This is a genomic window from Thiocapsa rosea (genome assembly GCF_003634315.1).
In the GTDB taxonomy this organism is placed as follows: Bacteria; Pseudomonadota; Gammaproteobacteria; order Chromatiales; family Chromatiaceae; genus Thiocapsa; species Thiocapsa rosea.
This window is the reverse complement of the sequence record NZ_RBXL01000001.1, coordinates 2431791-2456154: the sequence shown is the minus strand read 5'-3', so window position 1 is coordinate 2456154 and position 24364 is coordinate 2431791. Positions and strand designations below refer to the sequence as shown.

The 24364-nt window shown below is 64.4% G+C and carries 18 protein-coding genes; 11 read left to right on the top strand and 7 right to left on the bottom strand.

What is annotated here, in order from left to right; genetic code table 11:
• The first annotated feature begins 5 nt into the window (after positions 1-5).
• The 8 genes from BDD21_RS10850 (at position 6) to BDD21_RS10815 (ending at position 14369) form a co-directional block, all read left to right on the top strand.
• Complete coding sequence (locus BDD21_RS10850; RefSeq protein WP_120797186.1) at positions 6-1805, top strand: diguanylate cyclase; 1800 nt, start codon at positions 6-8, stop codon at positions 1803-1805.
• Positions 1795-2337 (top strand): chemotaxis protein CheW, encoded by a 543-nt coding sequence (locus BDD21_RS10845; RefSeq protein ID WP_120797185.1) that lies wholly within the window; start codon positions 1795-1797, stop codon positions 2335-2337. The genes BDD21_RS10850 and BDD21_RS10845 overlap by 11 nt, the downstream gene beginning before the upstream one ends.
• Before the next feature lie 11 nt (positions 2338-2348).
• Positions 2349-2888, top strand: coding sequence for a hypothetical protein (locus BDD21_RS10840; RefSeq protein ID WP_120797184.1), 540 nt, complete (start codon positions 2349-2351; stop codon positions 2886-2888).
• Positions 2885-5266, top strand: coding sequence for a putative bifunctional diguanylate cyclase/phosphodiesterase (locus BDD21_RS10835; RefSeq protein ID WP_120797183.1), 2382 nt, complete (start codon positions 2885-2887; stop codon positions 5264-5266). Before BDD21_RS10840 ends, BDD21_RS10835 begins: the two co-directional genes overlap by 4 nt.
• 299 nt (positions 5267-5565) lie before the next feature.
• Positions 5566-7290: a circadian clock protein KaiC gene (kaiC, locus tag BDD21_RS10830; RefSeq protein WP_120797182.1), complete on the top strand. Its 1725-nt coding sequence runs from the start codon at positions 5566-5568 to the stop codon at positions 7288-7290.
• Positions 7287-7571 (top strand): circadian clock KaiB family protein, encoded by a 285-nt coding sequence (locus BDD21_RS10825; protein WP_120797181.1) that lies wholly within the window; start codon positions 7287-7289, stop codon positions 7569-7571. The genes kaiC and BDD21_RS10825 overlap by 4 nt, the downstream gene beginning before the upstream one ends.
• A complete protein-coding gene (locus BDD21_RS10820; protein WP_120797180.1) occupies positions 7568-9919 on the top strand; it encodes a sensor domain-containing protein in 2352 nt (783 codons plus the stop codon). The genes BDD21_RS10825 and BDD21_RS10820 overlap by 4 nt, the downstream gene beginning before the upstream one ends.
• A gap of 427 nt (positions 9920-10346) precedes the next feature.
• On the top strand, positions 10347-14369 hold the full coding sequence (locus tag BDD21_RS10815) for an EAL domain-containing protein (RefSeq protein WP_120797179.1): 4023 nt from the start codon (positions 10347-10349) through the stop codon (positions 14367-14369).
• A gap of 107 nt (positions 14370-14476) precedes the next feature.
• On the opposite strand, the gene BDD21_RS10810 is transcribed toward BDD21_RS10815, so the two are convergent.
• Complete coding sequence (locus BDD21_RS10810) at positions 14477-15076, bottom strand: fasciclin domain-containing protein (RefSeq protein ID WP_120797178.1); 600 nt, start codon at positions 15074-15076, stop codon at positions 14477-14479.
• Positions 15077-15409: 333 nt separating this feature from the next.
• Here BDD21_RS10810 and BDD21_RS27425 point away from each other — a divergent pair, with 333 nt between their 5' ends.
• Positions 15410-15595, top strand: coding sequence for a hypothetical protein (locus BDD21_RS27425; protein WP_147431052.1), 186 nt, complete (start codon positions 15410-15412; stop codon positions 15593-15595).
• A 198-nt stretch (positions 15596-15793) separates the two neighbouring features.
• On the opposite strand, the gene BDD21_RS10805 is transcribed toward BDD21_RS27425, so the two are convergent.
• Both BDD21_RS10805 and BDD21_RS10800 read right to left on the bottom strand, forming a co-directional pair.
• On the bottom strand, positions 15794-16687 hold the full coding sequence (locus BDD21_RS10805; protein ID WP_120797177.1) for a glycosyltransferase: 894 nt from the start codon (positions 16685-16687) through the stop codon (positions 15794-15796).
• On the bottom strand, positions 16684-18111 hold the full coding sequence (locus tag BDD21_RS10800) for a GH1 family beta-glucosidase (RefSeq protein ID WP_120797176.1): 1428 nt from the start codon (positions 18109-18111) through the stop codon (positions 16684-16686). The genes BDD21_RS10805 and BDD21_RS10800 overlap by 4 nt, the downstream gene beginning before the upstream one ends.
• A 185-nt stretch (positions 18112-18296) precedes the next feature.
• On the opposite strand from BDD21_RS10800, the gene BDD21_RS10795 reads away from it, so the two are divergent.
• A complete protein-coding gene (locus tag BDD21_RS10795; protein WP_120797175.1) occupies positions 18297-19271 on the top strand; it encodes a metallophosphoesterase in 975 nt (324 codons plus the stop codon).
• Between the two features lie 108 nt (positions 19272-19379).
• Here BDD21_RS10795 and BDD21_RS10790 read toward each other — a convergent pair whose 3' ends face one another.
• The 4 genes from BDD21_RS10790 to BDD21_RS10775 all read right to left on the bottom strand — a co-directional run bounded on the left by BDD21_RS10790 (position 19380) and on the right by BDD21_RS10775 (position 23381).
• Positions 19380-21488, bottom strand: a complete 2109-nt coding sequence (locus tag BDD21_RS10790) for a GGDEF domain-containing protein (RefSeq protein ID WP_120797174.1) — start codon at positions 21486-21488, stop codon at positions 19380-19382.
• A complete protein-coding gene (locus BDD21_RS10785; RefSeq protein ID WP_120797173.1) occupies positions 21479-21973 on the bottom strand; it encodes a CDP-archaeol synthase in 495 nt (164 codons plus the stop codon). The genes BDD21_RS10790 and BDD21_RS10785 overlap by 10 nt, the downstream gene beginning before the upstream one ends.
• 72 nt (positions 21974-22045) lie before the next feature.
• Complete coding sequence (locus tag BDD21_RS10780; protein ID WP_120797172.1) at positions 22046-22516, bottom strand: aminoacyl-tRNA deacylase; 471 nt, start codon at positions 22514-22516, stop codon at positions 22046-22048.
• Between the two features lie 64 nt (positions 22517-22580).
• Positions 22581-23381: an inositol monophosphatase family protein gene (locus BDD21_RS10775; RefSeq protein WP_120797171.1), complete on the bottom strand. Its 801-nt coding sequence runs from the start codon at positions 23379-23381 to the stop codon at positions 22581-22583.
• Positions 23382-23458: 77 nt separating this feature from the next.
• Here BDD21_RS10775 and BDD21_RS10770 point away from each other — a divergent pair, with 77 nt between their 5' ends.
• Entirely contained in the window at positions 23459-24253 is a 795-nt protein-coding gene (locus BDD21_RS10770; RefSeq protein WP_425470281.1) for an RNA methyltransferase, read from the top strand.
• Positions 24254-24364 lie beyond the last annotated feature (111 nt).

The window sequence follows — 24364 nt, the reverse complement described above, 5'->3', positions numbered from 1 at the left end:
TCACCATGGTCGCCGAACGGGGAAATGCCTCCAGTCCCGCCGAGCCGCACAAGGGCGAATCCTTTCAGATCCGCAAGGCGCGTCTGCGCACATCATTTCTGTCGCAGCTGCCCGGGCGTCTTGCCGACGCGCGCCGTGCCGTCGCCGAGCTGCACCCGGGCGAGGTCGATCATGCCCGGCTCGACGCCCTCTACGTCCTCTTCCACACCCTGAAGGGATCGGGCGCCACCTTCGGCTTCCGACAGATCAGCGATGCCGCCAAGAACGCCGAGCAGGCGGTGCGCCACGCCATGGACGCGGGCGGGAGCGTCGAGGCCGTACTGCCGACCGAGCTCGCGCGGCTGATGGACGACCTGGACGCGCTCGCACTCGCCGCCCATGTGCAGGTGGACCCCGATGTGGCTCCCGGATTCGAGCTTCCCGAGCCGGAGACGCAGCCCGAGCCGCCATCCGGACAAGCACCCGACGCACGCCCGGGACAACCCGCGGACCGCAGCCAACGGATGGTCTATCTCTGCGACGACGACCCGGATCTTGCCGCGCAACTGGCCGGTCAGCTCGGTTGTTTCGGCTATCGCGTGCGTGCCTTCACAAACCTCGCCGACCTGCGCGAGGCAGTCGGCATCGAACGCCCCTCGGCGATGATCCTCGACGTGGTCTTTCCCGAGGACGAGAACGCGGGGCCGAAGATGCTGGCCGAACTCACGGCCGAAGCGGACGAGGCGATCCCCTGCATCTTCATCTCCTGTCGCGACGACTTCGGCGGGCGCCTCCAGGCGGTACGTGCCGGCGGCAGCGCTTACTGCACCAAGCCGATCAAGACGGTCGAGCTGCTGGAATTCCTCGATCGACTCACCAACCCGCATCCTCCCGAGCCGATCAACGTCCTGGTGGTGGACGACGATCGCGAGCTGGCTCAGTTCCACGCGACGGTGCTGGAAGAAGCCGGGATGGTCGCCAAGGCGGTGAGTGATCCGGAGCAGGTGCTCAGTCTGCTCGACACCTTCGATGCCGATCTGGTGCTGATGGACATGTACATGCCGGACTGCTCCGGCCCGGAGCTATCCCGGATCCTGCGCCAGATCCCGGGCCATGTGAGCCTTCCGATCATCTACGTCTCCTCCGAGACCGACCTGAAGCGCCAACATCAGGCGCTGGCAGTCGGGGCCGACGGCTTTCTGACGAAACCGATCGAGCCGGCCAGATTGATCGCCGAGGTCGGTCTGCGGGCCGAGCGCATGCGCATCCTGCACTCGCTGATGGTCCGCGACGGCCTGACCGGACTCTTCAACCACAACGCCATCATGCAGTTCCTGGAGGTCGCCGTGGCAAACGCGCGCCGTGCCGGGACGTCCTTGTGCTTCGCCATGATCGACGTCGATCACTTCAAGTCGGTCAACGACACCTACGGTCATCCGACCGGAGATCAGGTGCTGATGGCGCTGAGCCGCACACTTCGCCTGCGCCTGCGCGAGGACGATCTGGTCGGACGTTACGGCGGCGAGGAGTTCGCGGTGGTCTTGAGCGGCGTGGACGTCGAGCAAGCCAAGCACATCCTCGATGCCTTGCGCATCAGCTTCGCGGGGGTGACCTTCTTCTCGGACGGACAGGAGTTCCGCTGCACCTTCAGCGTCGGGGTATCGGACTTTCCGACCTTCGACAGCCCGGACGCCATGACCGAGGCCGCGGACCGAGCGCTCTATCGGGCCAAGAAAGGCGGCCGCAACCGGGTGGAGGTCGCCGCACCGGAAGACGCCTTGCCCGAGCCTTCATCCGAATCGACGGGGACGTCCGATGACTCTTGAGCGAACCGTATCGGAAACCGACGCTTCCGATCGCGACGAGCTCGACATGATCCTCGATCGGCGGCGCCAAGCCGGTGCACAGGTCGTCGAGGTCGAGACCGCCAAGGTCAAGCTCGTGATCTTTGTGGTCGGCGAGGCCCTGCTCGCCTTCCCTGCGCGCGGGCTGGTGGAGATCCTGCCGCTCACGACCATCCATGTCGTCCCGGGCTGCCCGCCGGCCTTGGAGGGCGTCATCAATGTCCGCGGCGACATCGCCTCGGTGGTCCGTCTCGGCGATCTGTTGGGCATGACGCATGCCCCGTCCGACCGTCGCTCGGCCATCTTGCTCGGCCAGGGCACGCAGATGCGCAGCGGGTTGCGGGTCGACCGCGTAGTCGACGTGCTGGACGTGCCGGAAGAGTCCATCCAGGCGCCGCCGCAGAGCTTGCCCGAGCCCTTGCGCGGACCCGCAACCGGGGTGTTCGAGCATGAGGGACAGATCGTGATCCTGCTCGATCTGGATCGGGTGTTTCAGGCCCTCTTGCGCGAGTAGCGGTGACGCGAATGAAGCGCAAACACGAGGCCCCGGAGGAGCGCGACGACGGCGGGATCGATCTGATCCTCTTCAGCGTCGGCGCGCTGAGGTTTGCGGTTGCCTCCGAACATATCCTGGGCATCGCCGATCTCGCCGAAACCTCGGAGGCTCAAGTGCCCGCATTGACCGATCTGCTCGGCCTCCCGCGCCACCCATCCGGCCCTGCCTCGGCCCAAGCGCATGGAGCGCGCGAGCGTCTGCTCCGGTTCAGGCACACCTCGCAGGATGGAGCATCGGACGGGGCACAGCGCCCGGGCGTGCGCATCGAGGAGCCGATCGCGCTGCGGCGCACACAGGTAGACGCGATCCATCCACTGCCGGCACTGATGGAGGCACTGTCCGAACTGGCCTGCGTGCGCGGGCTCGTCGCGCTCTCGGCGACAAACACGGATGACCTCGCCATCCTGCTCGACCCCCGGCGGCTCCCGGAAGAGGCCTGCACGGCCGCTCTCGGCGCACGCAACACGACGCCGGCACGGATGAGCGACCAACAGCGACAGGGATCATGACGGACACCCGCAACAGCAACCGGGGAAGCCCGCACGAACACAGCCGACCACCAAGCGGACAGGAGACCGTCGATCGTTTGCGCGTGCGGGCTGCCGAAGCGCTCGAAAGCGGGCGCTTCGACCTCGCGGACGAGATCCTGGCCGGCATCGACGGCCAAGAGCTTCAATTGGCCAAGTTGGTCGAGAACCTGCGCGTCTACCAGGCGGAGCTGGAGATCCAGAACGAGGAGCTGCAACGCAGCCAACAGCACGCCCAAGACGCAGCCGCACGCTTCTCGGCCTTCTTCAACAGCCTGCCCTTGGCCGGACTCGTCATCGATCGACAGGGTCTGATCAAGGAGTCGAACCAAGGCGCGCGCACGCTCTTCGGCCTACGTGACCGCCCCGGACACCAGCACTTCTTCGCACGCCTGATCGCGGACAGCGACCGCGGCGAGGTCATCCACGCCTGGTCGAACCTCTCCGGCGATCAACCGCGCGAGCTCGCCGAGCTGCGGTTTCTGACACTGAAAGGCGAGCGCTTCGTCGGGGATCTACATCTCGCCAAGCTCCCCTGCGCCCTCGACGAGGAACCCAGGACGATCTGCGCGATCGTGGATCGCACCGAGACCGTGCGCCAACGTCGCGCCCTCGCCGAGGCGACCGAGCGATTGCGCCGCAGCGAACGCTTTCTCGACGCCACCGGAAGGATCGCAAAGGTCGGCGGCTGGGAGATGGACGTGTCGACCGGCCAGGTGCGCTGGACCGACATGACCTATCGCATCCACGACCTGTCCCCGTCGGATGATCCGTCCCTGACCGAGGCGTTGGCCTTCTTCAGTCCCGAGGACCGCCAATTGCTCGAGCATCGCATCGACCGGGCGATCGCCCATGCCGAGCCCTATGACCTGCAACTGCGCATGACCACCGCCAAGGGCCGTGCGATCTGGGTCCAGGCGACCTGTCAACCCATCTGCGAGGGGGGGCGCGTGACCAAGCTCCAGGGTACGATTCAGGACATCAGCCACCTCAAACGCTCCGAGGAGCAACTGGAGTTCCTGGCCCACCACGACCCTTTGACGGGTCTGGCAAACCGGAGCCTCTTTCGCGCACGCCTGGAGCTGTGTCTGCAACGCGCGGCGCGCAGCGGCGCGCATGTCGCCCTGCTGTTCCTGGATCTGGACCGTTTCAAATACGTCAACGACAGCCTCGGTCATTCGGTGGGCGACCAGCTGCTCGAACGGGTTGCCGCAGCACTCGCCACGCAGGTCCGTTCCTCCGACACCATCGCGCGCCTCGGCGGAGACGAATTCGTGGTCATCATGGACGATGTGGGCAATCCGCGCTTCGCGGCCAGATTCGCGCGGCGTCTCCTCGGGACGCTGGATCAGCCGTTCGCGACCGAGACCCGCGAACTCTATGTCACCGCCAGTATCGGGATCAGCCTCTATCCGGAGGACGGCGCGGACATAGACACACTCCTGCGCCATGCCGATATCGCCATGTATCGGGCCAAGGAAAACGGCCGCAACGGCTTTAATTTCTACGAACCCGCCATGTCGGCGGGCGCCGCGGAGCGTCTGCGTATGGAGCACGAGCTGCGCGGGGCCTTGGCGCGCAACGAGATGCTGCTCCACTACCAGCCGCAGGTCGCCCTGAGCGACTGCAGTCTGCGCGGTGTGGAGGCGCTGTGCCGCTGGCAGCACCCGCGTTTGGGTCTGGTCGCCCCCGATCAATTCATCCCGGTGGCCGAAGACAGCGGCCTGATCGGCGATCTCACCGCCTGGGTCCTCGAGCAGGCCTGCCGTCAGCTCATTCTCTGGGATCAGGCCGGCTTCCGGGTACCGCGTCTCGCCGTGAATCTGCCGATGCGCGAGATCGAGCGCACCGACCTGGTGAACCGGGTCCGCCGCACGCTTGAACGCACCGGCTTGGCGCCGGATCGTCTGGAGCTGGAGGTCACCGAGTCCATGATCATGCGACGCCTGGATCTCGCCGTGACCACACTCGATGCCTTGCGCGCACTCGGCGTGATCCTGGCGCTGGACGACTTCGGCACGGGACATTCATCCCTGGCTCACCTGAAACGGCTTCCCCTCAACCGCCTGAAGATGGACAAGTCCTTCATCGAGCGACTCGGCGAGGATCGCGACGACGAGGCAATCGCCCGCGCAGTGATCGCGTTGGGGCGCAGTCTCGGACTCGGGGTCATCGCCGAGGGCATCGAGACCCGCGCACAGCATGATTTCCTGCGCGATGAATTCTGCGACGAAGGGCAGGGTTACCTGTATGGTCGACCCTTGGCGGCAGCGGCCTTCCTGGAGAGTTGGTCCATGATGGAGGGGGGCGTGCGTCTGTCGGCCGATCGAACGGCATCCGCGCCCGAGCCAGGCTCCTGATCGTGTTATTCAACCACGTCCGGAGCGAGAGGCTCCTTTTCGAGTGGGCTCGACGTTTGGTGCCTCCACGGCCACTAAACCGCGTCCAGAGCGAGATGCTCACTTTCGCGTGAGTTCGACGTTGGGTGCATCCACGGCCCATAGCGGGGACGCGGTTTAGAATTTTATATTTTTTAATCTCTTAAACCGCGCCGGCTGCAGCGACCGTCAAGTCTTCCGAGGCCGATCCCATCCAAAAACAGCGCATACCGCGCCGGACGCGGCTTAACATCGCTACGACAAGAGACACGAAGGTCGCCATGACCACACCGCCGAGCAACGCCCGCGTTCCAGCATCGGACTTGGCCGAAGAATCCATGGGCAAGCACCCGATCCCCACCGGCATCGAAGGGCTCGATTTCGTCCTTCAAGGCGGTCTCCCGGCCGGGCGCCCCACCCTGCTGCGCGGCGCTGCCGGCACCGGCAAGACCGTCATCGCACTGACCTTTCTCTGCAAGGGGATCGCCGCCGGAGACAAGGGCGTGCTGGTGACCTTCGACGAGTCGCCCGATGCCTTGTTGGAGCACGCCGAGGGCTTCGGCTTTCCCGCCCGGCGTCATCGTGCCGAGGGGCACCTGCGAATCCTCGACATGCGCCCGGATCGCAACGAGGTGCAGGTCGGCGACACCATCGAGCTGACCGCGATCCTCGCCCGAATCGGCCATGCCTTGGATAGCACGGGCGCAACGCGTCTGGTCGTGGATGCGATCGACGCCATGGAGGCCGGCTTCGAAAGCTCGCAGAGCCTGCGCGCCGAGCTGACCCGGGTGTTCGACTGGATTCGCGACCGCGGAGTCACCAGTCTCATCACCACCGGCGAGCACGCGCAGTTCAGCGCGCGCTATGGCCTCGAAGACTACATCGCCGATTGCGTGATCGCCCTGAAGCAAGAGGTGAGTCACCGCGTGATGACACGCGTCCTGCGGGTCGTCAAGCGACGCGGCCGGGGACATGGAACCAACGAATATCCCTTCCTACTGAACACCGACGGACTCTTCCTGGTACCGGTCACCGGCTCGGTCCTCGGGGCTCCGGTTTCGGAGCAACGCCTGTCGACCGGGATTCCCGGCCTGGATGCCATGCTCGGCGGACAAGGCCTGTATCAGGGCTCTACCATCCTGCTCTCCGGCCAAGCCGGAACCGGCAAGACCAGCATTGCCTGCAGCCTGACCCAAGCGGCCTGCGCGGCCGGAATACCCGTGCTCTATCTCAGTTTCGAGGAGAGCGTGGCCGAGCTCACCCGCAACCAGCGCAGTCTCGGGATCGACATTGGGCGGTATCTCGCCGACGACGACCGGGGAACCTTGGTCATGCTGCCGATCCGGGCTGTCGAGCTGGGGCTGGAGGAGCATCTGATGCGCGTGATGCATCTGATCAAACGTCATCGCCCGGCGCTCGTCGTGCTCGACCCGGTCAGCAGCCTCGCCGGGCGAGGCGATGAGCTGGGTGCGAAGGAGATCCTGCTGCGTCTGCTGCACCTCATCAAGGAAGAAGGCATCACGGCCGTGGCCACGGAGCTGCTCAGCGACGACAGCCAAGGGGTCAGTCATCTGGACGTCTCATCGATGATCGATGTCTGGATCAAATTGCGCCGCCACGAGCATAACGGCGAGATGAACCGGCTGATCCACGTCGTCAAGGCACGGGGCCTACCGATCTCGGATCAAGTCAAGGAGTTCCGCATCACCGGCACGGGGCTGCGGATCGAAGACCCCTATATCGGCGAGGGCGGGATCGTCTACGGAACCGCACGCCTGGCCCGTCAGACGGAGGATGAGGAGACGATCGGGCAACTGCACTTGGAGCTCGATCGGGCACGCCGGTTGCGCACGGATCTGGACGAGCTCCAGGCTGCAAGCGAGCGACTGATGCGCGCGGAGCAGGAGGCCAAGGCGGCGGATCTCGACCGGCAGGTCGCTCGGATCGAGCAACGGCTGGCCGCCAGCGAGCGGGCCCGCGCAGCCATCGGTCGAGGACGCGCATGACCGTACAAGTGCTAAGGCTCTATATCGCGGGCCACACGGCTGCCGCCGATCGTGCCATCCACAACCTGGAGCGCATTGTCCTGGACATCGGCCGCGAGGATCTGCAGCTCGAGATCGAGGTCATCGACATCCTGGAGCATCCGCAAGTGGCCGAGGATGAGCGCATCCTGGCCACGCCTGTCGTGATCAAGAAGTTGCCCCCGCCGGTCAGGCGCGTCGTCGGTGACCTCTGCGAACGCGAGAAGGTCTTGGTGGGTCTGGATCTTCGGGAGATCAGATGAGTCGGGATTGGGTTCAGTTCGAGCAGATCGTGGCCCTGGCCTCGGACGCCATCTTGGTGCTGGACCATCAGGGCGTGATTGGCTACGCGAATGCAGCAGCTGAACGCCTCTTCGAGCTCCCGACCGAGGCGCTCGTGGGCGCGGATTTCGGCTTCGTCGTGATCCCGGACGAGCCGACCGAGATCGAGATTCCGCGCGCCGGCGGGATCGTGTCGGCGGACATGCGCTGCGTCGAGATGGCGATGGACGGACAGGATGTGTCCGTGGTCTATCTGCGCGACGTCACCGTGCACAAGCTCGCGGAGGCCAAGCTCAATGACCGCGAACGTCTCATCCGAATGGCCGCGAACCTCGCGCGGATCGGCGGATGGGATGTCGACCTCCTCGCCAACCGGGTGACTTGGTCGGACGAGGTCTGCCGCATTCACGAGGACCCGCCGGGCACGGTGGTCCGCGTGGAGGACGGCATTTCTTATTATGCCCCCGAATGGCGCGAGCGCATCACACACGTCTTCACGGCCTGCGCACGCGAGGGTATCGGCTACGACGAGGAACTGCAGATCATCACGGCGAAGGGTCGGCGGGTCTGGGTGCGGACCATCGGTGCCGCGGTTCGCGACATCTCGGGCCGCATCACGCACGTGCAAGGCGCCTTTCAGGATATCACCGATCGCAAGGCCGCCGAGGAGCGCCTGCGCCTCTCGGCGGCCGTCTTCGAAAATACCAGCGAGGGCGTGATCATCACGGACACGACCCCGACGATCATCGCGGTCAATCCGGCCTTCACCGAGATCAACGGCTACAGCACAGAGGAGGCGTTGGGTCGCAACCCGAGCCTGCTCAAGTCCGGAAAGCACGAGCAACCCTTCTACGAGGAGATGTGGCGGGCACTGCTCGACCGAGGCCACTGGCGCGGCGAGGTCTGGAACCGCCGCAAAGACGGAGAGATCTATCCGCAGTGGGTCAACATCAATGCCGTGCGCTCGGAGCTGGGCCAAACGACGCACTATGTCGGCGTCTTCTCGGATCTGAGCGACGTCAAACGCTCCGAGGCACAGATCGAGCGCCTGGCGCACCGCGATCCGCTCACCGACCTTCCCAACCGGCTGCTGTTCCGCACCCGCTTGGAACAGGCGCTGCTGCGCGCAAGCACGAGCCGAGCCCGTGTCGGCATGCTCTTGGTCGACATCGACGGTTTCAGGCACATCAACGACAGCCTCGGGCACGCGGTCGGCGACCTTGCGCTGCGCGAGGTGGCCAAGCGCCTGACCGCGCTGGTGCGCATCGACGAAACCGTCGCACGGCTGAGCGGCGACGAGCTCGCCCTGTTGATCGAGTGCGACGAGGACATCGACACCCGTGCCGCGCTGATGGCGGAGCGCATCCGCGAGAGCCTGAACAAACCCTTCACGGTCAAGGGCGCAGAGCTCTTCATGAGTGCGAGCATCGGGATCGCCATCTATCCCGAGGACGGCACCGACGTCTCCGAGCTCCTGCAGAACTGCGACGCCGCCCTCTACCAGGCCCGCGAGGCCGGCGGCAACGGCTATCGCCACTATGCGCGCGGCCTGACGGACTATGCGCGTGAGCGCGTGACCTTGACCTCGGAGCTTAACCGCGCGATCGAGCGCAACGAGTTGCGCCTGCATTACCAGCCGTTGGTCGACACCGCAAGCCGACGGGTAAGCGGCCTCGAGGTTTTGGTGCGTTGGCAGCATCCCGAGCGCGGCATGGTCTTTCCGGACAGCTTCATTCGGTTGGCCGAAGAGACCGGACTCATCATCCCTCTCGGCGCATGGGTGTTGCGACGGGCTTGCCTCCAGGCACGCGAGTGGGAGACCGCGGGGATCCCGTTCGGACGCATCGCCGTGAACGTCTCCGGTATTCAGATCCAGCGCAGCGATTTCGCACAAACGCTCGCCTCCATCCTGCACGACACCGGACTGGACGCCGCACGTCTCGAACTGGAGCTGACCGAGACCTTCGTCATGGATCTGCGCGAGGACGCGCCACGGCTGCTCGGCGCTCTCAAGCAGTTGGGGATCGCCTTGGCGATGGATGATTTCGGGACGGGGTATTCCTCGCTCGCCTATCTCAAGGGCCTGCCATTCGATACACTCAAGATCGACCGAAGCTTCATCAGCGGACTTCCGGACGACCCCGCCAGCGCGGCCATCGTCACCGCCGTCACCACGCTCGGCAACAGTCTCGGATTCGATGTCCTCGCGGAGGGCGTCGAGACCGAAGCACAGCGACGGTTTCTGCTCGGGGTCGGCTGCCGCCGTGCGCAAGGCTATCTTTTCAGCCCGCCGGTACCGCCGGAAGCGGTTTTGCGGCTTTTGTCTTGACTCGGCCGGCCCGGAAGATCACGGACAGTTCATGAATCGTTCACGATGGGCCTATCATTGCGCATACCACGCCGGCTCGGACCGGCGAGCCGGCCTCGCTCGATAACCGGTAGGGTGGACGAGCGAGAGCGACGTCCATCGAGCCCGGCGCCGGGGCTGGTGGACTGCGCTGCGCTTGTCCATACGGCGCTAAACCGCGCCGGCTCCGACAGTCGTCGGAACCGGCGCGGCCAAGCCATTCCAACGAATGACGCATACCGCAGCGGGCGCGGTTTAATCCACCGTGGGGCTCGGATCAGCGACGAGGCGGGGCTTAAGAGCAAGGCCGGAGGGCCTATCGCGGCATGCGACCGTCCGAGGGCGGGCGAAGAGCCGCAGCATCCTGTTACGAGGGCCACGGGGGCGCTCGGCGAGGCGTGACGACGAGATGACGACACATAAATTCGGCGCCGCCGAGATGACGGATCTGCGCGAACGTGCGCGCCGGATCCTGCACGACCATTCGTTCGACGAGTCCATCGATGCCTTCGAGCAGGGCACTCTGGATTTCGAGCGGCTCCTCGAAGAGCTGCATATCTACCATGCCGAGCTGTACATCCAGCAACAGGCGCTGAACGACAGCCGGCAGTTCACCGAGCGTGCACTCGCACGCTTCACCCGGCTCTATCGCGAGCTGCCCTTCCCGGTCCTGCTGATCAACGCCCAAGGGCGCGTGAAGGAAGGCAACGCGGCGGCGCAACGCATGCTGCCGTTCGATCGTCGGCTTTTCATCCATCTCGCCGTCGAGGGTCAGACGAGACTGCTCGAAAACGCCATGCTCGATGCCCTCAAGACCGGCCGCGCGGATTGCAGGGAGATTCCCCTGCGGGGTCAGGGGGACAACATCCTGACGGCCGATCTGCGTCTGATCCGTCTACCGGAGATGGAAGGCAACGAAGCCGAGATCATCTGCAACCTTGTCGATCAAACCGAGCAGGTCGCGCAGCGCGAGGATCTGGTCGCCGCCAACCGGCGCCTGCGCATTCAGGAAGAGCGCTATCACATCGTCGCCGATTTCGCACCGGACTGGGCCTACTGGATGGGCGAGGACGGACGCTTTCGCTATGTCTCCCCGGCCTGCGCGCGGATCACCGGCTACCCGGCAGCCGCCTTCCTGAAGGACGCGGATCTCTTGTCGCGGATCATCCATCCGGACGACCGCCAAACCTATCTCACGCATCTCCACGGCACGCAGACGACCCATCGGTTCAAACCGCTGCGGTTTCGCATCTACACCCGCACGGGCGAGCTGCGTTGGATCGAGCATCTATGCGTCCCGGTCAGCGGCGACGGCGGACGCGCGCTCGGACACCGCGGCTCGAATCTGGACGTGACCGACAAGGTCGCGCTCGAAACGGACCTCGGCATGGCCTCCGAGGTCATCGATGCAAGCTCGACGATCGCATTTCATTGGGCGCCGGAGCCGGGTTGGCCGGTCATCTACGCCTCGCCGAACGTTCGCCGTTGGGGCTATCCGTTCGAGCAGCTTCTCGCACGGCGATTGACCTACCTGGATCTCGTTCATCCGCAAGACTGCGACCGCTTGGTCGCGGCCTTCGAGACCTTTGCCCAAGAGCAGCGCGACGTCTTCCGGCAGACCTACCGGGTCTGTTGGGCGGATGGCTCCGAGCATTGGGTCGAGGAGGAGACGCGCGGCGTCTTCGGCCCGGACGGGACCCTCGTCTATTTTCACGGGATCGTAACCGATGTCACCGAGCGCGAGCTGGCAGAACGGGGGCTGAAACGCCAATTGGATTTGCAGGTTCTGGTCGCTCAGGTCTCGTCACGCTTCATCGACGCCACCGGCGATACGCTCGAGCCCATCGTCGGCTGGGTACTCGAACGGATCGGCACCGTGTTCGACGTCGATCGCTGCTACCTATTCCGATTGGAGGACGAATACGCGAGCGTGGAGATGACCCATGAGTGGTGTGCAGCGGGTATCGAACCCTTCATCCAGGACTTCCAGGGGATCTCCCTCAAGCGGTTTCCCTGGTGGGCCGAGCAGCTGCGCACCCGCACACCCGTCTCGATCCCGGATGTCTCGGCGCTCCCGGACGAGGCTGCGAGGGAACGCGCGGAGCTCGAGCGTGAATCCGTCCGGTCGGCCGTGAGCGTGCCCATGTCCAGCCATGGCCATGTCTGGGGTGCGCTCGGGATCGAAACGGTCAGGCAGCTGCACGACTGGAACGCCGATGAAATTCGGGTGTTGCAGGTGATCGGCGAGGTGGTCGCCGCAGCCTTGCTCAGGACTGCGTCCGAGGTCGGTCTGGCGGCCAGCGAGAACCTCTATCGGCGCGTCACGGCCATGATGAGCGACGTCGCCTACTCTTGTGTGGAGCATCCAGGCGATGGATTCCGGATCGACTGGATGACCGATTCGGTCGAAGCACTGACTGGCTACGCCTTGGCCGAGGTGCTGGAGATGGGATGCTGGCGCCGTTTAGTCATCGACGAGGATGTCGGGATCTTCAACGACAAGGTTGCCGGACTCGTCCCGGGGACCAGGGCCGATTGCGAGCTGCGTCTGCGTCGGAAGGACGGGGCGGTACGCTGGCTCCGCGCCACGACCGAATGCGTCGCCGAAGACACCGATCCGACGGCGCGTCGACTCTACGGCGGCCTCCTGGATGTCACCGAGCACAAGTCGCGCAAGGCCGAGATCGAGCGGCTTGCCTTGGTGGTCGAGCAAAGCCCGAGCATCGTGCTGATCACCGACATCGCGGGGACGATCGAGTACGTCAACGCACGCTTCTGCGAGAGCACCGGGTATCGGCCGCAGGAGGTCCTCGGTCAACCGGTGGATATGCTTGAACCGGCGACGCTGACCGCGAACGCGGATTCGGAGATTTGGAGCGCGCTGCAACACGGCGAGGTCTGGACCGGAGAAATCCAGAATCGCAAGAAGTCCGGCGACTCCTATTGGGAGTACGCCCACATCACGCCGTTGCGCAACGAGCAGGGCCTGATCACTCACTACGTCAAGCTGGCCGAGGATATCAGCGACCGCAAGGCACTCTCGCAGCAGGTCAGCTATCTGGCCCAGTACGATCCGCTGACCGGCCTGCCCAATCGGACATCGATGCGCGAGCGCGTCGAGCAGGCCCTGATCGCCGCGCGACATTCCGACAGGATTCTCGCGCTCCTCTCGATCGACGTCGACGACCTGAGGTCCGTGAACGACTCGCTCGGTCACCCGGCGGGCGATGAGCTGTTGCGCGCAGTGGCCGAACGCTGGCAGCCGCTCCTGCGCGACGAGGATACCCTGGCCCGATTCAGCGGCGACAACTTCATCGCCCTGGCCACCGGGTTGCGGCGGGCCGATGACGCCGCACTGCTTGCCGATCGCATTCGCGACGCGCTGGCCCAACCGATCGCCCTCGGCGAGCAGGGCGTCGTGGTGAGCTGCAGCATCGGCATCGCACTCTATCCGGAGGACGCGAGCACGGCCGAAGAGCTGATCAGTCATGCCGACACCGCGCTGCACGGCGCAAAAATGGAAGGCCGCGGGCTCCATCGGTTCTTTACCTCGGCCTTGAACGATGATCTGCAGGAACAGTTTCGGCTCGAGCAGGCCCTGCGCCGTGCGATCGATCGTGATGAGCTGCTGCTTCATTACCAGCCGCGTGTCGACATCGTCACCGGCCGCATTCGGGGCTTGGAAGCCTTGGTGCGATGGAATCACCCGGAGCTCGGGTTGATTCCGCCGGATCGCTTCATCCCGATCGCCGAGTCCAGTGGATTGATCCTGTTCATCGGACCCATCGTCGTACGGCTCGCCTGCGAGCAGATCGCCGCTTGGCGCAGGGCCGGGATTTCCCCGGTGCCGATGGCGCTGAATCTCAGCGCCGCCGAGTTGTATCAGGATGGGCTTGCCGAGCGGGTCTCGAAGACAGCAGCCGAGGTCGGGATCGATCCGGGCCTCTTGGAGATCGAGGTCACGGAGAGCGCAGCCATGCGCTCGATCGACCGAGCGGTGGAGGTTTTGTCGCAGTTGCACGACCACGGATTTACACTCGCGATCGATGATTTCGGGACCGGCTACGCCTCCTTGAGCTACCTGAACCGCCTGCCGGTGCAGACGCTGAAGATCGACCGCTCGTTCCTCGCCGAGATCGGCAGAGGAGGACCCGGGGAGCCTCAAGCCGAGACGATCGTCAAGGCGATCATCGGCCTGGGTGCGAACCTCGGTCTCAAGGTCATCGCCGAAGGGGTCGAGACCGAGGCTCAGAGAGCCTTTCTTATCGATCACGGCTGCCGGGAGGGTCAGGGCTACCTGTTCTGCCGACCCGAACCGGCCGATCACATCGAGGCCCTGCTCCGAAGACAGGTCATCGAGCCGGGGGCCGATCCGCAGGAGTCCGCCTTGACCAAGCCGGCGTCTCTGAAGTCGCGGGCTCGATCATCCTAAACCGCACCGCGCGCGGTTGAGGTGCAACAAAAAGGGCGCACCGCGCAGTCCATACCGCGTCGGCACGCCCTTCGAGGTCACACGGGCGGCTGACCCGCCCGATCCGATTAGAGCATCACGCGATCAATCACATGGACGATACCGTTCTTGGCGACGATCGACTGCGACACGGTCGCATCACCCACCTTCAGATTGCCCTTCACGCCGACCGGTACCATCTCTCCGGCGAGATTGGTGGTCGTCAGACCCTGCATCATCTGGGTCGCGCTCAGGCGACCCGGGGCGATGTGTGCGGAGATCAGCGACTGGAGTGCCACGGGATCCGACATCAGGGCTTCGAGCTGCTCCCTCGGTACCCGCGCGAACGCCTCGTTGCTGGGTGCGAAGACCGTGTAGGGGCCTTCGCCCTCGAGCATGGCCTCGGAACCCGCCGCCTTGATGGCCGCCTGCAGCTGACTGAAGATCGCCGAGCCACCGGTGATGTCGCCGAGCGTCTTCTCCGAGACGTAACCGGGCGCACGCGTCGCGTCATATGCATTGAGTGAATCGGTCGGCGTCGCGTTGACCAGTCCGGCGCGCGCCCGTTCGCGGGTCTCCTCGTCCGCGTACTTGCTCCCGAGTGCGAGGGCGGTCAGCGGCCCCAGGGCCACGGCCAGAACGACGGCGATGGTCCAGGGATTCGTCTCGGGTGCCTTTTCGTTGCTCATGGTCGAATTCCTCTGCGTTGTTTGAACGAGTTGAAGGACTGCGTCGGTAGCGAACGCGACGTCGAGATCGCGCAGCTACCACATTTACCTACCGACGCGGTCAAGTATTAGGGCGACCTGAACAGAGACAAGAAATACTATTTTCAGAACATGGTCATTTTGCCCTTTCGGGCTTGACGGCCCGGGATTGAAACCGCGCCAGAGGCACCGCGGGTCTTTTATCTTATGCACAGTTCTTGATTTTGTTCGGTATCCGCAAACTTAGCGGATAAGACCGAAGCCGGTCTTGCCCAGTGTTTGCACACCCAACCAATACCGACAGGAGACGCACGAATGTCAGCCGGAGCCGTTAAGGGAATCGAGGTTGTGTTGATCGCAGGCGGCCTCTTCTGGTTTGCCTACTCCCAGATGAAGGCGCTGAAGCAGCCGACCCCCGGCGCCGAGAAGCCGGAGGCCGAGCACGAAGACGACTCGGCGGCGCAGACCGCTGCCGAGGAGCCGAAGCGAGACAAGGGCTAAACCGCGTCCAGAGTGAAATACGCCATTTTCATTTCGTGTCGGGCTTAAGGATTTCTCCGAACTTTGTGGTGACGCGGTTTAAAATCTAATATTTTTTAATACCTTAAACCGCGCCAACTCCGACCGTTGTCGGAGCTGGCGCGGCCAAGCCAATCCGACAAACGACGCATACCGCACCGGGCGCGGTTTAAGATCGCCTCAGCGCGAGAGATAGGCCCGGACGGACTCTTTCAGGGTGTCGAAATTGCGTCTGATCTCGGCCATGGCGTCCTGAACCTCCGGGGTCACCCCCTTGGAGAGCCGACGGATCGTTGCAGCGTGCTCGTTTCGCCACTGCTCCATCCGCTCGCTTAGACGTTTCAGGGCCTCGTCCGCTCCACCGGCCTTGTCCTTTTCCTCGTAGCCGAAACCGTAGTCGACGATATCTTCGGTGACCTCGCCCTTGAAGAGGCGGTACAGCTCGACCTGAACACACTTGGCGCTGTAGCTGAAGCGCCCGTCCTTGTTCAAGCGGCGCACGCTCATCCTGATCCGGGTCGACTCGAGCATGTGCAGGGACGCATGCCGGGCAGCACGCTTGACGAAGTCGTGATCCTCGGCGAGACGCAGCGACTCGTCGAATCCCCCGACGCGGTCGAAGAGCTCGCGATCGACGAAGATCGCGAATCCGCCGGCATGCGGATCCGTCTTGAGATTGAGCTTGACAAAATAGTTGGCGAGCTCGAAGAGCAGCTCGTCGAGCGGATTCTCCGAATCCGGCTCGAACCAACAGGTGGCAAGCCGCATGCTTTCGGCGTCCATTTCCTTGAGCGCCTTCTGCATAAAGTCATCCGGAGGCAGGACATCGGCGTCGAAAAAGAACAGACGCGCGCCTTGTGCGACGGCCGCGCCACGGTTGCGGCCGACCGCCGGCATCCCCCCGTCGACGAGGGTCACGCCGCGCGAGCGACAGATCTCGCGCGTGCCGTCGGTCGAGCCGGCGTCCGCGACGATGATCTCGAAGTCGCGAAAGGTCTGCCGGTCGAGCCGATCGAGCAGCTTGGGCAGCAGGCTGGACTCGTTCAACGCGGGAATGATGACGCTTGCCTTCATGGTGTTGCCCTCGCGAGGTCATGCTCTTCGATGAGATCGAGCGAGTCGTCGAGCGCCGTGGTGAGCAAGGAGCGGTACATGGGCTCGGGGAGATCGAACCCGCCCGTGCTGCAGACCGATGCGTACCAGTAGGCACTGGACTTGGGTGTGCGTTTCAGGGTGTCGTAGTCGACATGGACGAGCCCGAAGCGCTTGGAGAGGCCCAAGGCCCATTCGAAATTGTCCAGCAGACTCCACACGAAATAGCCGCGGACATCGCTGCCGGCATCCAGCGCCTTGCGCAGCATGAAGAGATAGGCCTCCAGATAATCGCGCCGCGCCGTGTCCTGCACGCTGCCGTCGTCCTCGACCCGGTCTGCGAAGGCCGCGCCGTTCTCGGTGATGTAGACCGGCGGATTGTCGTAACGCTCGCGCAGCCAGGTGAGCGTATCGAGAAAGCTGCGCGGGAAGATCTCCCAGTCCATATCGGTATGCACCGCGTTCGGATCCGGACTGCGTGCCAGTCTAAAACCGAGCCAGGGCAGCCGGCTACGCTCGATGATGATGCGCGAATAATGGTTCACGCCGACGAAGTCGACCGGCTGGCCGATCAGGTCCAAGTCGCCCGGGCGCAAGGTCCAATTGAAGGCCGAGAGCAGACGCCGAACCGGGTTCGGGTACCTGCCGACCAGGATGGGATCGGCGAAGAGTCGGTTCGCCAGCGCATCGATACGCTCGGCGATCCGGACATCGCCGCGCCGTCGCGGGATCACCGGGAAGAGGTTCAGTGCAGGTCCGACATGCGCATCCGGCACCACACCGCGCAGGCGCTGCAACGCGGCACCGTGGGCCAGCAGAAGATGATGCGCGACGCGAAACGCCATCAAAGGGTTACGCCGGCCGGGCGCATGGTCGCCGGACACATAACCCGCGGCGACCACCGTCAACGGCTCGTTCACGGTCACCCAGTGCTTGACGCGATCCCCGAGACGGCGTGCAACGACCTCGGCGTAATCGGCGAAACGCCAGGCCGTCGCACGCGCCTCCCAGCCGCCGCGCTGCTCCTCGAACCAGGGGAGATCCCAGTGATACAGGGTCGCGAACGGCCGAATCTCGCGCTCGAGAAGCCCGTCGACCAGCCGATCGTAGAAATCCAGGCCACGCCGGTTCACCTGCGCATGCGGCCCGCTCATGACCCGCGGCCAGGAGATCGAGAAGCGATAGGCCCCCAGGCCAAGCGTCGCCATCAGATCCAAATCGTCGGCGTAGCGGCGATAATGATCGCAGGCGACGCCCGCGTGGCTGCCGTCCTGGACGCGCCCCGGTCGCGCCGTGAAGCGATCCCAGATCGAGGGCGCCTTACCGTCGACATCGGGAGCGCCTTCGATCTGAAAGGCCGCCGTGGCGGCACCCCAGATCAGGTTCTCGGGAAATTGGATTCGCATCGTCCTGAAGCCTCTCCGCCCGGATCCGCTGCGGGACGGCGTAAGGCACCGCCCGCGCGTAGGATGCGGGTCACGTTTTCGCGGCCTGCCTTATGATATACCGAGCGCAAACAGGTTGAACCCAGACCCGGACAGGACACCTCTCAACCCCGTCTTTCCACGACCGTCAAGCCATCGAGCACTGCATGGACACCGAAGACACGACCCGAGATCTCGAGGGTATCGACCTCACCGGCTTGACGGCACGCATCGGCCGCACCCACCTGCGCCAACGTCTGGGGCTGGAGGGCGACCACGAGGTCTTCGTGCTGCGCCGCCCCGGCGCACACTTCTTCTACCCCGAGAATTGGTACTCGGTTCACGGCGCAATTCGCACCTGCTTGCGGATCAGCGGACTCTACGGACGCGCTCAGCGCAACGCCCGCAACCTCCAGGTGAAACACCACCGCGTCGCCGTCGCGAACCTTCCCTCGGCTTTCGAAGGCTTTCGCATCCTGCATCTCACCGATCTGCACGTGGACATGGAGGACCGCAACACCCACGCCATCAGCGAATGCGTCCGCGCCTTGCATTACGACCTATGCGTTCTGACCGGCGACTATCGCGCCCGCACCTTCGGGCCGATCGACCGCGTTCTTTCAGGCATGGCGACGATCCGACTCCAGCTCAAGGGGCCGGTCTACGGCGTGCTCGGCAACCACGACACCCTGCGTCTGGTACCGGGCTTGGAGGCGCTCGGGATTCGATTGCTGCTGAACGAGGCGGTCGTCATCGAACGCGATGGCCAGTTGATCCACCTCGCCGGCGTGGACGATGCCCATTACTATCAGGTCCACAACATCGACCGCGCCTCCGCCGAGATCCCGGACGAGGCCGTCTCCATCCTCCTCTCGCACACCCCCGAGATCTACCGTCTGGCCGCACATGCCGGGTTCGACCTGATGCTGAGCGGTCATACTCACGGCGGCCAGATCTGTCTTCCCGGCGGCATCCCCGTCGTCTGGGACGCCCGGTGTCCCCGCGCCATGGCGTCGGGATCCTGGCGCTACGGCCCGCTGACCGGCTACACGTCGGTCGGTGCCGGCACCTCGGTGGTCAACGCCAGACTCAACTGCCTACCCGAGGTCACCGTGCATGAGCTGCGGCGCGCGCCCCTCTAATCGAGCAGTGTCGTTGTCGTTGTCGTTGTCGTAATCGATCATCGATACGACTACGATTACGACAACGACAACGACAACGATCGGTCTCGACACAGCTGCCGTGCCGCACTAGTCGCCGAAGGCGACAACGCAGTTGCGCCCGCGAGCCTTCGCTCGGTAAAGGGCCAGATCGGCACGGCGGATCAGATCGGTCGCTTCCGACTCATGCGGCTCGGCCACCGCCGATCCGATCGAGACCGTAATCCCCGGCAACTCGACGCCGTTGCAGTGCATCCGCAGGCGCGTGACCGCCGATCGCAGCTCCTCGAGACGACCGCGAGCACCGTCCGGGGTCGTAGCGGGCAGGATCAGCATCAACTCCTCCCCGCCATAGCGACAAACGATATCGCTGCCGCGCACCCACTCACCCAGAAGGTTTCCCACCGCCGACAGGGCAAGATCGCCGGCCTCGTGGCCGTAGGTATCGTTGAACCGCTTGAAATGATCCAGATCGAGCATCGCGACGGTCAACGGCTCGCCCACCCGGTTGCACCGCGCAAGTTCGCGCGGCAAGGTCTCTTCCAGATAACGGCGATTGAACAGGCCGGTCAGCCCGTCTCGGATCGCCTGCTCGCGCAGCGCCTCGCGAAGTGCCAGGTTCGACAAGGTCAGCTTGATGGATTCGCCGACCGTCATGGCCAGCATGCGAAGCTCGGCGAAACCGCCTTCGCACAAGGTATCGGCCGCGACGATCTGCAGCAATCCCAGCGGCTGATCCTGAATCGCCAGCGGGACGCAGAGATAGCGACTCTCGGGCGGGCCTTGAAAGCGCCTGCAACCACGGCAGCTCAGCGGATCGGGGACGGCAAAGATCCCGCCCTGCCGGAAGGCCGAGCAGTCGGATGCCGCGAACTGAGGGCGCAGACCATGACGCTCCCCCCAGGATGCGACAAGCTCGAGGGCATCGTCCTGCTCATGCACGACAACCAAACCGCCTCCGTTCGGGCCGAAAAGACCCTCTGCGCTTTCGGCGAAGATCCCGTAGGCCGAGGCGCGCCCATCGCAGGACAGGAGCCGCTCGTTCATCCGATTAAGCGCGACCATTTGGGCATCGTGGCGTTGCAGCTCCCTGAGACTGCGTCGCAGCGCCTCCTCGGCCTGCCTGCGCTCGCTGATGTCTTGCACTTGGGAGATGAAGTAAAGCGGCTGTCCACGTGGATCGCGCACCAAGGAGGAGGAGACCTGTCCGTAAACGACATGTCCCAGGCGATGCCGGTAGCGTTTCTCGAAGGTCGCGCTCTCGGTCTCGCCTCGAACCGCGCGCGCAATGAAGCCGGGGCTGACGGCGGCGTCTTCGGATAGCGTCAGGGCATTGACCGACATCCCCTCGAGCTCCGCGCTCGTGTAGCCGAAGATGTCGCTCATGCGTTCGTTCACCTTCAGAAACCGCCCCTGCAGATCGACCAGCGCCATCCCGGTATTGGCGTTGTCGAACGCCAAACGGAATCGGGTCTCGCTCTCGCTCAGCGCCTCCGCCGCGCGCTCGCGCCCCGCGATATCCTCCTCGAGGCGCCGCTGAGCCCGTCGATAGTCGTACTCGATGCGCTGCGCGTTCATGATGATCTGGCTCAACGCGAGCAGCAGGATCGCCATGATCCCCACGAGGATGAGCGGACCGTGATGCGGGGGCGAGGCAAGAAAATCCGTGATCGGTGCGGCCAGGACCCCGGAATAGACCGCACGCGTCAGCTCGGCCAGGGTCAAAACGGCGATGGTGAAGACCTGCAGGCGGTCTCCTGAGCCGAAGTCATCGGGACGGTGCGTCAGGAGCACGTGCAGCGCCCAAATCTGTACGACACAGGAATAGATGCCGAACACGACGATCCGCGCATTGACACTCGGCACGATGAAGGTCAACCAGGCCAGCAACGCCCCGAACGAGAGCAAGAGTCCGAACTCCGCCCAGCCGTGCGTCGGTCGATTTCGGAAGAGCTGCAAGCCACGCAGATAACAGGTGAGATCGGCCAGCAACAGGACATTGGCCAGCACGACCGTCAACCAGGGGGAAAGCTCGCCGCGCGACAGGATGAGAATCCCGCCGAGCGTTCGGCAAAAGGTCCCGAGCACCCAGTATCCGAATCCCGGATAAGTGCGGCGGGTCAAAAGAACCGTCGCCATGCCGATGTTGGTGGCGACCGAAACCGCCAACCCGGCAACCAAAAGGGTCGTCATCTCCATCCATGGGTCCTCTTGAGCATGCGACGCAGCCGCGCCGCGACCGGCGTCAGCAGCAGATCGATGAACGCGAAGGCGATCACGACGATGACGACACCGGTTGCCGAGACGTTCAAGGGCGTCATCAGCAGGAGCGCCGGAATCAGCGCCTCCGGGATCTCGTCCAAGAAAAGAACGGATTCACTCGGCCGCCGCCCCAGACGTCGTTTGAGGAAACTGGCGAGGAGATCCCCCGACATGGCGCCCAACGCGGCGATCAGGCCAAGGAGCCAGGGCAGCCCGAGCAGGACGGCGAGCAGCGGCGTCGTCAGCACAGCCGCGCCGAGACCGCGCCAGGTCTTGGAGGCGCCCAGCCAAGGACGACCGTCGCGAAAGAGGCGTCCGGCATCGAGCGGATGCCCGAAGCGATGCCCGAGAAGCAAACGCAACAAAACCGGAACGCCGTTCGCCCAGACGACCAACGCCAGCATCTGTAGGGTTGGAGTCATCGGCGCGGCATGATGTCCGAACGGTCGCCCCGCAATAAAGCCGCTCGCACCCGAGCGGCATCCCGAGAGTCGTCAAAGATGCCGACCGACGTCGACAACTTCGGCTGCACGCATGAGGTCGGAAAATCCTGCTCCCGAGATCTTGATCAGGTGCTCATGGTCGCCGGATTCGAAGTAGACCTCCGGCAGGCCCATAAGATGACGATCAACGAGAGTGCGCAGCTCGTAGGCCGCACCGATCGGCGGCACGGCACCGGGCTCGCAATCCGGAAACAACCCCGCCAACTCGGACTCGGTCGCCAGGCCCACCGGCTCGCCGAGGTGCTGTTGCAGTCGCCCGAGGTGGACATGATAGTCCGCCGGGACGACAACCAGGAGATAGCGCCCGTCTTGGTTGACGACGACCCCTTTCGCCAGATGGTCGCCCGGGACATGCGCCGCCTGCGCCGTATGCATACTCGCACCCGTGTGTGGATGACGCACCAAGGTGAAGTCGATGCATTGCTCCTTGAGGTAAGACTCGAGCGTGCACGGGATAGACATGATGACCTCCTCCGCTGGATTGACCCACCGGGAAGTCTAGACCCTCCAGCCGAGGTTCGTCGGTTCAAGCCTTCAACTGCTCGGTAAGATGCGGTGTCAGCAGATCCAGCATCGCGCGATGCACCTTGAGGTTTCCGGCGATCAGATTGCCGGTCTCGAGAAAGGTCTTCCCGCCGGCGAGATCCGTGACGGTGCCGCCGGCCTCCGCGATGAGGAGCGCGCCCGCCGCGCAATCCCATTCTGAGAGACCGATCTCCCAGAATCCATCGGTGCGTCCGGCCGCGACATAGGCGAGATCAAGCGCCGCCGAGCCCGGCCGGCGCAGACCTGCGGTCGCCAGGGTCATGTCCTTGAACATGCGCAGATAGACGTCGATGTGGCGCTGATCGCGGAAGGGGAAGCCGGTCCCGATCAGGGCGCCTTCGAGCGAGGGGCGATTGGCGACGCGGATCTTGCGATCGTTCAGCTGCGCGCCCTGGCCGCGGGCGGCACTGTACATCTCCTCGCGCAGCGGATCATAGACCACGCCGCACTCGAGCTGCCCCTTGTGCTTGAGCGCGATCGAGACCGAGAACTGCGGGAATCCGTGCAGATAGTTGGTCGTGCCGTCGAGCGGATCGATGACCCACTGGAAATCGCCGCGACCCTGTGCGCCGCTTTCCTCGGCGAGGATCGCATGATCCGGGAAGCGCGCCCGCAGCTCTTGGATGATGATCGCCTCCGCACCGCGATCGATGTCGCTCACGAAGTCGTTGCGGCTCTTGGACTCGATCTTCAGCGAGTCGACGCGGTCCATGTAGCGCAGCAGCAGCTTGCCGGCACTGCGTGCGGCGCGAATGGCGATATTGAGGCTTGGATGTTGCATAGTGTGCAAGATAACCGATGCGCGTTACCGATCAAAGATTGACAATCTACTGATGTTCTGAAGAACTTGCATCCATGATGACAGAGAATCCCGACAACGCGCTCGCGCGCATCCGTTTCGTCCTGGTCGAGCCCACCCTCAGCGGGAACATCGGGGCCGTCGCCAGGGCCATGAAGACCATGGGCCTCTCGCGCCTGGAGCTGGTCGCACCCAAGCAGCGTCCGGATGCCGAGGCCCTGGCCCGCGCCTGCGGAGCGGACGACCTGCTCCAGCACGCAGGGATCCATGCGGACCTGCCTGCGGCCATCGCCAAGTGTCGGCTCGTCATCGGCACGAGCGCACGCAGGCGCACGCTCGACTGGGAGAACCTGGAGCCACCCGAGGCGGCCCGGAAACTCCTCGCCGAGGCGACCGAGGGCGAGGTCGCGCTGCTGCTCGGACGCGAGAGCTCCGGCCTGACCAATGCGGAGCTGGCGCGCTGCCAGTTTCTGGTTCACATCCCGACGAACCCGGACTTCAGCTCGCTGAATTTGGCGGCCGCGGCACAGGTCTTCGCCTACGAGATCCGGCATTGTTGGCGCGAGGACCTCCCCGAGCCGACGCGCGCGGCGACGCATGCGCCGTCGGGTGAGGAGGCCCCGCGCGATCTCGCCACGGCGCAGGAGCTCGAGGGTCTGCACGCTCACCTCGCCGACACCCTGCGCGACATCGGCTTCGGCGATCCAGACAGCTCCAAGAAACTGCTGCTGCGCCTACGCCATCTCTTCAATCGCGCGCGCCCGGATCGTGTCGAGATCAACATCCTGCGCGGCATCCTGAGCGCCGCGCAAGGGCGCAAGAGCGGCAAACGCCCAACGCGTCCGACTGACTGACTCTTGCAGCACGGCCGATGTGTCGAAACCGTTCGTTGTCGTTGTCGTTGTCGTCGTATCGATAGTCGATTACGACAACGACAACGAAAATGATCGCGGACGGTCTCGGAA

What these genes read in the sequence shown, in the direction of transcription:
- BDD21_RS10845 (WP_120797185.1), top strand. Translation starts at nt 1,795, where the DNA reads ATGACTCTTGAGCGAACCGTATCGGAAACCGACGCTTCCGATCGCGAC.
- BDD21_RS10850 (WP_120797186.1), top strand. Translation starts at nt 6, where the DNA reads ATGGTCGCCGAACGGGGAAATGCCTCCAGTCCCGCCGAGCCGCACAAG.
- BDD21_RS10785 (WP_120797173.1), bottom strand. Translation starts at nt 21,973, where the DNA reads ATGACTCCAACCCTACAGATGCTGGCGTTGGTCGTCTGGGCGAACGGC.
- BDD21_RS10775 (WP_120797171.1), bottom strand. Translation starts at nt 23,381, where the DNA reads ATGCAACATCCAAGCCTCAATATCGCCATTCGCGCCGCACGCAGTGCC.
- BDD21_RS10820 (WP_120797180.1), top strand. Translation starts at nt 7,568, where the DNA reads ATGAGTCGGGATTGGGTTCAGTTCGAGCAGATCGTGGCCCTGGCCTCG.
- kaiC (WP_120797182.1), top strand. Translation starts at nt 5,566, where the DNA reads ATGACCACACCGCCGAGCAACGCCCGCGTTCCAGCATCGGACTTGGCC.
- BDD21_RS10780 (WP_120797172.1), bottom strand. Translation starts at nt 22,516, where the DNA reads ATGTCTATCCCGTGCACGCTCGAGTCTTACCTCAAGGAGCAATGCATC.
- BDD21_RS27425 (WP_147431052.1), top strand. Translation starts at nt 15,410, where the DNA reads ATGTCAGCCGGAGCCGTTAAGGGAATCGAGGTTGTGTTGATCGCAGGC.
- BDD21_RS10835 (WP_120797183.1), top strand. Translation starts at nt 2,885, where the DNA reads ATGACGGACACCCGCAACAGCAACCGGGGAAGCCCGCACGAACACAGC.
- BDD21_RS10795 (WP_120797175.1), top strand. Translation starts at nt 18,297, where the DNA reads ATGGACACCGAAGACACGACCCGAGATCTCGAGGGTATCGACCTCACC.
- BDD21_RS10840 (WP_120797184.1), top strand. Translation starts at nt 2,349, where the DNA reads ATGAAGCGCAAACACGAGGCCCCGGAGGAGCGCGACGACGGCGGGATC.
- BDD21_RS10800 (WP_120797176.1), bottom strand. Translation starts at nt 18,111, where the DNA reads ATGCGAATCCAATTTCCCGAGAACCTGATCTGGGGTGCCGCCACGGCG.
- BDD21_RS10805 (WP_120797177.1), bottom strand. Translation starts at nt 16,687, where the DNA reads ATGAAGGCAAGCGTCATCATTCCCGCGTTGAACGAGTCCAGCCTGCTG.
- BDD21_RS10825 (WP_120797181.1), top strand. Translation starts at nt 7,287, where the DNA reads ATGACCGTACAAGTGCTAAGGCTCTATATCGCGGGCCACACGGCTGCC.
- BDD21_RS10810 (WP_120797178.1), bottom strand. Translation starts at nt 15,076, where the DNA reads ATGAGCAACGAAAAGGCACCCGAGACGAATCCCTGGACCATCGCCGTC.
- BDD21_RS10790 (WP_120797174.1), bottom strand. Translation starts at nt 21,488, where the DNA reads ATGGAGATGACGACCCTTTTGGTTGCCGGGTTGGCGGTTTCGGTCGCC.
- BDD21_RS10815 (WP_120797179.1), top strand. Translation starts at nt 10,347, where the DNA reads ATGACGACACATAAATTCGGCGCCGCCGAGATGACGGATCTGCGCGAA.
- BDD21_RS10770 (WP_425470281.1), top strand. Translation starts at nt 23,459, where the DNA reads ATGACAGAGAATCCCGACAACGCGCTCGCGCGCATCCGTTTCGTCCTG.